At 70.2% G+C, this 8,813-nt stretch carries 7 protein-coding genes; 6 read left to right on the top strand and 1 reads right to left on the bottom strand.

Annotation, left to right across the window (positions count from 1 at the left end; translation table 11 throughout):
- Positions 1 to 62: 62 nt before the first annotated feature.
- Complete coding sequence (bldD, locus tag CW362_RS13815; RefSeq protein ID WP_037621142.1) at positions 63 to 563, bottom strand: transcriptional regulator BldD; 501 nt, start codon at positions 561 to 563, stop codon at positions 63 to 65.
- Between the two features lie 245 nt (positions 564 to 808).
- Between bldD and pyrR the strand changes: the two genes are divergently transcribed.
- The 6 genes from pyrR to carB all read left to right on the top strand — a co-directional run bounded on the left by pyrR (position 809) and on the right by carB (position 8,768).
- Positions 809 to 1,399 (top strand): bifunctional pyr operon transcriptional regulator/uracil phosphoribosyltransferase PyrR, encoded by a 591-nt coding sequence (gene pyrR, locus CW362_RS13810; RefSeq protein WP_103549726.1) that lies wholly within the window; start codon positions 809 to 811, stop codon positions 1,397 to 1,399.
- An 82-nt stretch (positions 1,400 to 1,481) separates the two neighbouring features.
- Positions 1,482 to 2,459 (top strand): aspartate carbamoyltransferase catalytic subunit, encoded by a 978-nt coding sequence (locus tag CW362_RS13805; protein ID WP_103549725.1) that lies wholly within the window; start codon positions 1,482 to 1,484, stop codon positions 2,457 to 2,459.
- A gap of 4 nt (positions 2,460 to 2,463) precedes the next feature.
- Complete coding sequence (locus CW362_RS13800; protein WP_103549724.1) at positions 2,464 to 3,750, top strand: dihydroorotase; 1,287 nt, start codon at positions 2,464 to 2,466, stop codon at positions 3,748 to 3,750.
- A complete protein-coding gene (locus CW362_RS13795) occupies positions 3,747 to 4,313 on the top strand; it encodes a PH-like domain-containing protein (RefSeq protein ID WP_103549723.1) in 567 nt (188 codons plus the stop codon). The genes CW362_RS13800 and CW362_RS13795 overlap by 4 nt, the downstream gene beginning before the upstream one ends.
- Positions 4,310 to 5,467, top strand: a complete 1,158-nt coding sequence (carA, locus tag CW362_RS13790) for a glutamine-hydrolyzing carbamoyl-phosphate synthase small subunit (protein ID WP_103549722.1) — start codon at positions 4,310 to 4,312, stop codon at positions 5,465 to 5,467. Before CW362_RS13795 ends, carA begins: the two co-directional genes overlap by 4 nt.
- Positions 5,460 to 8,768 carry a carbamoyl-phosphate synthase large subunit gene (carB, locus tag CW362_RS13785; protein WP_103549721.1) on the top strand — a complete coding sequence of 1,103 codons (3,309 nt, stop codon included), beginning with the start codon at positions 5,460 to 5,462 and terminating at the stop codon, positions 8,766 to 8,768. The genes carA and carB overlap by 8 nt, the downstream gene beginning before the upstream one ends.
- The last annotated feature ends 45 nt before the right edge of the window (positions 8,769 to 8,813 follow it).

Below are 8,813 nucleotides of genomic sequence, written 5' to 3'. Positions count from 1 at the left end.
GCCGGAACCATCAGGTTCCGGCCACCCCGGCGGCACGTTTCTGCTGAGCTGTCCCCAGGGAATCAGCCCTCGTCGTGGGCGACCGCGCGGCGCGCGTCCGCGTCCAGGACGCCCCAGCTGATCAGCTGCTCGGTCAGGACCGAGGGGGACTGGTCGTAGATCACGGCGAGGGTGCGCAGGTCGTCCTGGCGGATCGACAGCACCTTGCCGTTGTAGTCGCCTCGCTGCGACTGGATCGTCGCCGCGTAGCGCTGGAGCGGGCCCGCCTTCTCGGCCGGCACGTGCGCGAGACGCTCGAGGTCGAGGACCAGCTTCGGCGGCGGCTCGGCGGCCCCGCCCGGGGTGGTGCCCGGAAGCAGCTCCTGGACCGGAACCCCGTAGAAGTCCGCCAGCTCGGCGAGACGCTGTACGGTGACGGCGCGGTCGCCGCGCTCGTACGAACCGACCACGACCGCCTTCCAGCGGCCCTGCGACTTCTCCTCCACGCCGTGGAGCGAAAGGCCCTGCTGGGTGCGGATGGCGCGGAGCTTGGCCCCGAGTTGTTTGGCGTATTCGCTGGACATATAGCTCCCCGGACGCTGTATCAACGTGCGGCTCCGCCGCGCGGCTGGTGACTCACTGTGAGGTTACGCAGCGTTACTCTCCCCCGTCAAGCCGAAGGATTTTCGACCGGCCCGGGACGGGCGTGACGGAAGGGTGGCTCAAACCGGTGTGATCAGCTGCGTTGCCGGGCTGGTACCGTTGATGGCGCAAATCCGACGTCCTTTAATGATCCGTCCCGTGAGGCGGAGAAGGAGGTCCGTTTCCCATGGACACCGAGCACGACAAGCAGCACGACGAAGCCGATGCGCGTGCCGTTCTGGAGGCGCCCGACATCGCGCGGGTGCTGACCCGCATCGCCCACGAGATCGTCGAACGCGCCAAGGGCGCCGACGACGTGGTGCTCCTCGGCATCCCGACCCGGGGTGTCTTCCTGGCCCGTAGGCTGGCCGACAAGCTCGAAGAGATCACCGACCGCAAGATCCCGGTCGGCTCCCTCGACATCACGATGTACCGCGACGACCTGCGCATGCACCCGCCGCGCGCGCTGGCCCGCACCGAGATCCCCGGTGACGGCATCGACGGCCGCCTCGTCGTCCTCGTCGACGACGTGCTCTTCTCCGGCCGCACCATCCGCGCCGCGCTCGACGCGCTGAACGACATCGGGCGCCCGCGCGCCGTGCAGCTCGCCGTCCTCGTCGACCGGGGCCACCGCGAACTGCCCATCCGCGCCGACTACGTCGGCAAGAACCTCCCCACGTCGTTGCGGGAGACGGTCAAGGTCCAGCTCGCCGAGGAGGACGGTCGCGACACCGTGCTGCTCGGCGCCAAGCGGACCTCCCCGGGCGCGCCCCAGTAGCACTCCGGCCCGCGCCGCGACGTGCGCTCCCGCGCGCCCGCATGCCCGAATCCTCCCTGAACTTCCTTACGGAGCCTGACAGATGCAGCGTCATCTCATCTCGGCCGCCGACCTCACCCGCGACGACGCCGTCCTGATCCTCGACACCGCCGAGGAGATGGCCCGGGTCGCCGACCGGCCGATCAAGAAACTGCCGACCCTGCGCGGCCGCACGATCGTCAACCTCTTCTTCGAGGACTCCACCCGCACCCGGATCTCCTTCGAGGCCGCCGAGAAGCGCCTGTCCGCGGACGTCATCAACTTCACCGCCAAGGGGTCGAGCGTCTCCAAGGGCGAGTCCCTCAAGGACACCGCCCAGACCCTGGAGGCCATGGGCGTCGACGCGGTCGTCATCCGGCACGGCGCCTCCGGAGCCCCCTACCGCCTCGCCACCTCCGACTGGATCGACGCCGCCGTCATCAACGCGGGCGACGGCACCCACCAGCACCCCACGCAGGCCCTGCTCGACGCCTTCACCATGCGCCGCCGGCTCGTCGGCCGGGACGCAGGGATCGGCCAGGACCTGTCCGGCAAGCGCATCACGATCGTCGGCGACGTCCTGCACAGCCGTGTCGCCCGTTCCAACGTCGACCTGCTGCACACGCTCGGTGCCGAGGTCACCCTCGTCGCGCCGCCCACCCTGGTGCCGGTCGGCGTGGAGAACTGGCCCTGCGAGATCTCGTACGACCTCGACAGCACCCTGTCCAAGTCCGACGCCGTGATGATGCTGCGCGTCCAGCGCGAGCGGATGAACGCGGCGTTCTTCCCGACCGAGCGCGAGTACTCGCGTCGCTACGGGCTCGACGGCGACCGCATGGCGAAAATGCCGGAGCACGCCATCGTGATGCACCCCGGTCCGATGGTCCGCGGCATGGAGATCACCGCCGAGGTCGCCGACTCCGAGCGCTGCACGGTCGTCGAGCAGGTCGCCAACGGTGTCTCCATCCGCATGGCCGTCCTGTACCTGCTCCTGGGCGGCAACGAGCCCGCCGTCACCCACACCCGTACCGAGGAGAAGTAAGACCATGAGCAAGATCCTTATCCGTGGTGCGAGGGTGCTCGGCGGCGAGCCGCAGGACGTCCTGATCGACGGCGAGGTCATCGAGGCCGTCGGCACCGGCCTGTCCGCCGAGGGCGCCGAGGTGGTCGAGGCCGACGGCAAGGTGCTGCTGCCGGGCCTGGTCGACCTGCACACGCATCTGCGCGAGCCCGGCCGCGAGGATTCCGAGACCGTCCTGACCGGCACCCGCGCGGCCGCGAGCGGCGGCTTCACGGCCGTGTTCGCCATGGCCAACACCTTCCCGGTGGCCGACACCGCCGGTGTGGTCGAGCAGGTCTACCGACTCGGTCAGGAGCACGGCTACTGCGACGTGCAGCCCATCGGCGCCGTCACCGTCGGCCTGGAGGGCAAGAAGCTCGCCGAACTCGGCGCCATGCACGAGTCCGCCGCCGGCGTCACGGTCTTCTCCGACGACGGCAAGTGCGTCGACGACGCGGTGATCATGCGCCGCGCCCTGGAGTACGTGAAGGCCTTCGGCGGTGTCGTCGCCCAGCACGCCCAGGAGCCCCGCCTCACCGAGGGCGCCCAGATGAACGAGGGCGTCGTCTCCGCAGAACTCGGACTCGGCGGCTGGCCCGCGGTGGCCGAGGAGTCGATCATCGCCCGGGACGTCCTGCTCGCCGAGCACGTCGGCTCCCGCGTCCACATCTGCCACCTGTCGACCGCCGGCAGCGTCGAGATCGTCCGCTGGGCCAAGTCCCGCGGCATCGACGTCACCGCCGAGGTCACCCCGCACCACCTGCTCCTCACCGACGAACTGGTGCGGTCGTACAACCCGGTCTACAAGGTCAACCCGCCGCTGCGCACCGAGCGCGACGTCATGGCCCTGCGCGAGGCGCTCGCCGACGGCACGATCGACATCGTCGCCACCGACCACGCGCCGCACCCGCACGAGGACAAGGACTGCGAGTGGGCGGCCGCGGCGATGGGCATGGTCGGTCTGGAGACCGCGCTGTCCGTCGTCCAGCAGACGATGGTCGAGACCGGACTGCTCGACTGGGCCGGCGTCGCCGACCGCATGTCGGTCAAGCCCGCCGCGATCGGGCGGGCCACCGGCCATGGACGTCCCGTCTCGGCAGGTGAGCCCGCCAACCTCACGCTCGTCGACACGGCATACCGTGGGACCGTGGACCCCGCTGGCTTCGCCTCGCGCAGCCGCAACACCCCCTACGAGGGCCGCGAGCTGCCGGGCCGGGTCACCCACACCTGGCTGCGGGGCAAGGCCACCCTCGTCGACGGGAAGCTCGCGTGACACCTCTCCTCTCCATCGCCGCCGCACAGAAGTCCGCGGAAGTGACCGACTGGTCCGCCCGCATCGGCTGGCTGGTCGGCCTCGCCCTCTTCGTCGCGCTCGTCTACTGGCTGATGCGCGAGGGCTGGAAGTGGCGGGGCACCCTCCAGGGCGACCTGCCGGAGCTCCCTGCCGCGCCGGAAGACCCCGGCCCGGCGAGACTGAGCATGAGCGGCCGCTACCACGGCTCCACCACGGCCGGACAGTGGCTCGACCGCATCGTGGCGCACGGCCTGGGCACCCGCAGCCGGGCCGAGCTCACCCTGACGGACGCGGGACTGGACGTCGTACGCCCCGGAGCGGACGACTTCTTCATCCCGGCCGCGCAGCTGCGCGGGGCCCGGCTCGACAAGGGCATCGCGGGCAAGGTCCTCACCGAGGGCGGACTCCTCGTCGTCACCTGGGCGCACGGCGACCGGCTCCTCGACTCCGGATTCCGCTCGGACCGCGCGGCCGAGCACAACGAATGGGCCGACACCCTGAACAGCATGATCGACAAGACGGAAACGGAAGGCGCACGATGACGACCTCCACCCAGGGGAACGCCTCACAGAAGGAGAAGGCGCTTCCCGCCGTACTCGTCCTGGAGGACGGCCGGGTCTTCCACGGCCGCTCCTACGGGGCCGTGGGGGAGACCTTCGGCGAAGCGGTGTTCTCCACCGGCATGACCGGCTACCAGGAGACCCTCACCGACCCGTCCTACCACCGCCAGGTCGTCGTGATGACCGCCCCGCACGTCGGCAACACCGGCGTCAACGACGAGGACCCCGAGTCCCAGCGGATCTGGGTCGCCGGATACGTCGTCCGCGACCCCGCGCGCGTCTCCTCCAACTGGCGCTCGCGGCGCTCGCTCGACGAGGAACTGCGCAACCAGGGCGTCGTCGGCATCAGCGGCATCGACACCCGCGCCCTCACCCGCCACCTGCGCGAGCGCGGCGCCATGCGCGTCGGCATCTTCTCCGGCAACGCGCTGCCCGACGCGGGCACCATGCTCGCCGAGGTGCGCCAGGCGCCCGAGATGAAGGGCGCGAACCTCGCCGCCGAGGTCGCCACCAAGGAGACCTACGTCGTCCCCGCGATCGGGACGAAGAAGTTCACCGTCGCCGCCGTCGACCTCGGCATCAAGGGCATGACCCCGCACCGGATGGCCGAACGCGGCATCGAGGTGCACGTGCTGCCCGCCACGGCCACCGCCGAGGAGATCTACGCCGTCAACCCGGACGGCGTCTTCTTCTCCAACGGGCCCGGCGACCCGGCGACCGCCGACGGCCCCGTCGCCGTCATGAAGGAAGTCCTCGCCCGCAAGACGCCGCTGTTCGGCATCTGCTTCGGCAACCAGATCCTCGGCCGCGCCCTCGGCTTCGGCACCTACAAGCTGAAGTACGGCCACCGGGGCATCAACCAGCCCGTGCAGGACCGCACGACCGGCAAGGTCGAGGTCACCGCGCACAACCACGGCTTCGCCGTCGACGCCCCGCTCGACGAGGTCTCCCAGACCCCCTACGGCCGCGCCGAGGTCTCCCACGTCTGCCTCAACGACAACGTGGTGGAGGGCCTCCAGCTGCTCGACCAGCCGGCCTTCAGCGTCCAGTACCACCCCGAAGCGGCGGCAGGACCGCACGACGCCGCCTACCTGTTCGACCGCTTCGTTTCCCTGATGGAGGGCCAGCGTGCCTAAGCGCACCGATATCCAGTCCGTCCTGGTCATCGGCTCCGGCCCGATCGTCATCGGCCAGGCCGCCGAGTTCGACTACTCCGGCACCCAGGCGTGCCGCGTCCTGCGCGCCGAGGGCCTGCGGGTCATCCTCGTCAACTCCAACCCGGCGACGATCATGACCGACCCGGAGATCGCCGACGCCACCTACGTCGAGCCGATCACCCCCGAGTTCGTCGAGAAGATCATCGCCAAGGAGCGCCCCGACGTCCTGCTGCCGACCCTCGGCGGCCAGACGGCGCTCAACACCGCGATCTCCATGCACGAGCAGGGCGTGCTCGCGAAGTACGGCGTCGAGCTCATCGGCGCCAACGTCGAGGCCATCAACAAGGGCGAGGACCGCGACCTCTTCAAGGGCGTCGTCGAGGCCGTGCGCGAGAAGATCGGCCACGGCGAGTCCGCCCGGTCCGTCATCTGCCACACCATGGACGACGTCCTCAAGGGCGTCGACACCCTCGGCGGCTACCCCGTCGTCGTCCGCCCCTCCTTCACCATGGGCGGCGCCGGCTCCGGCTTCGCCCACGACGAGGACGAGCTGCGCCGCATCGCCGGCCAGGGCCTCACGCTCTCCCCGACCACCGAGGTGCTCCTGGAGGAGTCCATCCTCGGCTGGAAGGAGTACGAGCTGGAGCTGATGCGCGACAAGAACGACAACGTCGTGGTCGTCTGCTCCATCGAGAACTTCGACCCCATGGGCGTCCACACCGGCGACTCCATCACCGTCGCCCCGGCCATGACGCTCACCGACCGCGAGTACCAGCGCCTGCGCGACATCGGCATCGCGATCATCCGCGAGGTCGGCGTCGACACCGGCGGCTGCAACATCCAGTTCGCGGTCAATCCCGAGGACGGCCGCATCATCGTCATCGAGATGAACCCGCGCGTCTCGCGGTCCTCGGCCCTCGCCTCCAAGGCGACCGGCTTCCCCATCGCCAAGATCGCGGCCAAGCTAGCCGTCGGCTACACGCTCGACGAGATCCCGAACGACATCACCGAGAAGACGCCGGCCTCCTTCGAGCCGACCCTCGACTACGTCGTCGTCAAGGCCCCGCGCTTCGCCTTCGAGAAGTTCCCCTCCGCCGACTCCACCCTCACGACCACCATGAAGTCGGTCGGCGAGGCCATGGCCATCGGCCGCAACTTCACCGAGGCGCTGCAGAAGGCACTCCGCTCGCTGGAGAAGAAGGGCAGCCAGTTCACCTTCGTGGGCGAGCCCGGCGACAAGGCCGAGCTGCTGCGCGAGGCCGTCCGCCCCACCGACGGCCGCATCAACGCCGTCATGCAGGCCATCCGCGCGGGCGCCACGCCCGAGGAGGTCTTCGAGTCCACGAAGATCGACCCGTGGTTCGTCGACCAGCTCTTCCTGATCAAGGAGATCGCGGACGAGCTGGCCGCCGCCGACAAGCTCGACCCCGAGCTGCTCGCCGACGCCAAGCGGCACGGCTTCTCCGACGCCCAGATCGCCGAGATCCGCGGGCTGCGCGAGGACGTCGTCCGCGAGGTGCGGCACGCGCTCGGAGTCCGCCCGGTCTACAAGACGGTCGACACCTGCGCCGCCGAGTTCGCCGCGAGGACGCCGTACTTCTACTCCTCCTACGACGAGGAGACCGAGGTCGCGTCCCGCGAGAAGCCCGCGGTGATCATCCTGGGCTCCGGCCCGAACCGCATCGGCCAGGGCATCGAGTTCGACTACTCCTGCGTCCACGCCTCCTTCGCGCTCAGCGACGCGGGCTACGAGACCGTGATGGTCAACTGCAACCCCGAGACCGTCTCCACCGACTACGACACCTCCGACCGCCTGTACTTCGAGCCGCTGACGCTCGAGGACGTGCTGGAGATCGTCCACGCGGAGCAGCAGGCCGGCCCGGTCGCCGGTGTCGTGGTCCAGCTCGGCGGCCAGACCCCGCTGGGCCTGTCCCAGGCGCTCAAGGACAACGGCGTGCCGATCGTGGGCACCTCGCCCGAGGCGATCCACGCCGCCGAGGACCGCGGCGCCTTCGGGCGCGTGCTGGCGGAGGCGGGCCTGCCCGCCCCCAAGCACGGCACCGCCACCACCTTCGCCGAGGCCAAGGCCATCGCCGACGAGATCGGCTACCCGGTCCTGGTCCGCCCCTCGTACGTCCTCGGCGGACGCGGCATGGAGATCGTCTACGACGAGACCCGGCTGTCCTCCTACATCGCCGAGTCGACCGAGATCAGCCCCTCCCGGCCGGTCCTGGTCGACCGCTTCCTCGACGACGCGATCGAGATCGACGTCGACGCCCTCTACGACGGCGAGGAGCTCTACCTCGGCGGCGTCATGGAGCACATCGAGGAGGCCGGCATCCACTCCGGCGACTCGGCCTGCGCCCTGCCCCCGATCACGCTGGGCGGCTTCGACATCAAGCGGCTGCGCGCCTCCACCGAGGCCATCGCCAAGGGTGTCGGCGTCCGCGGCCTGATCAACATCCAGTTCGCGATGGCCGGGGACATCCTCTACGTCCTGGAGGCCAACCCGCGCGCCTCGCGCACCGTCCCCTTCACCTCGAAGGCGACCGCGGTGCCGCTCGCGAAGGCCGCCGCCCGCATCTCGCTCGGCGCGACCGTCGCCGAGCTGCGCGCCGAGGGCCTGCTGCCCGCGAACGGCGACGGCGGCACCCTGCCGTTCGACGCGCCGATCTCCGTCAAGGAGGCCGTCATGCCGTGGTCGCGGTTCCGCGACATCCACGGACGCGGCGTCGACACCGTCCTCGGCCCGGAGATGCGCTCCACCGGCGAGGTCATGGGCATCGACTCGGTGTTCGGCACCGCGTACGCCAAGTCGCAGGCCGGCGCGTACGGCCCGCTGCCCACCAAGGGCCGCGCGTTCATCTCCGTCGCCAACCGCGACAAGCGCTCGATGATCTTCCCGGCGCGCGAACTCGTCGCCCACGGCTTCGAGCTCATGGCCACCTCCGGCACCGCCGAGGTGCTCAAGCGCAACGGCATCAACGCCACGATCGTGCGCAAGCAGAGCGAGGGCGAGGGCCCGAACGGCGAGAAGACCATCGTCCAGCTCATCCACGACGGCGAGGTCGACCTCATCGTCAACACGCCGTACGGCACCGGCGGCCGTCTCGACGGCTACGAGATCCGCACCGCGGCCGTGGCCCGCTCGGTCCCGTGCCTGACGACGGTGCAGGCGCTCGCCGCCGCCGTCCAGGGCATCGACGCGCTCAACCACGGGGACGTGGGCGTGCGCTCGCTCCAGGAACACGCGGAGCATCTGACCGCGGCGCGCGACTAGCGGCCCCGAGGGGGACACCGGAAACGGTGTCCCCCTCTTCATGAG

Origin of the sequence: Streptomyces populi, from assembly GCF_002911015.1 — a bacterium.
GTDB lineage: Bacteria > Actinomycetota > Actinomycetes > Streptomycetales > Streptomycetaceae > Streptomyces > Streptomyces populi.
This window is presented reverse-complemented; position numbering and strand designations above follow the sequence as displayed.

Excerpts from the sequence above, each read along its gene's own strand:
- bldD (WP_037621142.1), bottom strand. The coding sequence starts at position 563 with ATGTCCAGCGAATACGCCAAACAACTCGGGGCCAAGCTCCGCGCCATC.
- pyrR (WP_103549726.1), top strand. The coding sequence starts at position 809 with ATGGACACCGAGCACGACAAGCAGCACGACGAAGCCGATGCGCGTGCC.
- CW362_RS13805 (WP_103549725.1), top strand. The coding sequence starts at position 1,482 with ATGCAGCGTCATCTCATCTCGGCCGCCGACCTCACCCGCGACGACGCC.
- CW362_RS13800 (WP_103549724.1), top strand. The coding sequence starts at position 2,464 with ATGAGCAAGATCCTTATCCGTGGTGCGAGGGTGCTCGGCGGCGAGCCG.
- carA (WP_103549722.1), top strand. The coding sequence starts at position 4,310 with ATGACGACCTCCACCCAGGGGAACGCCTCACAGAAGGAGAAGGCGCTT.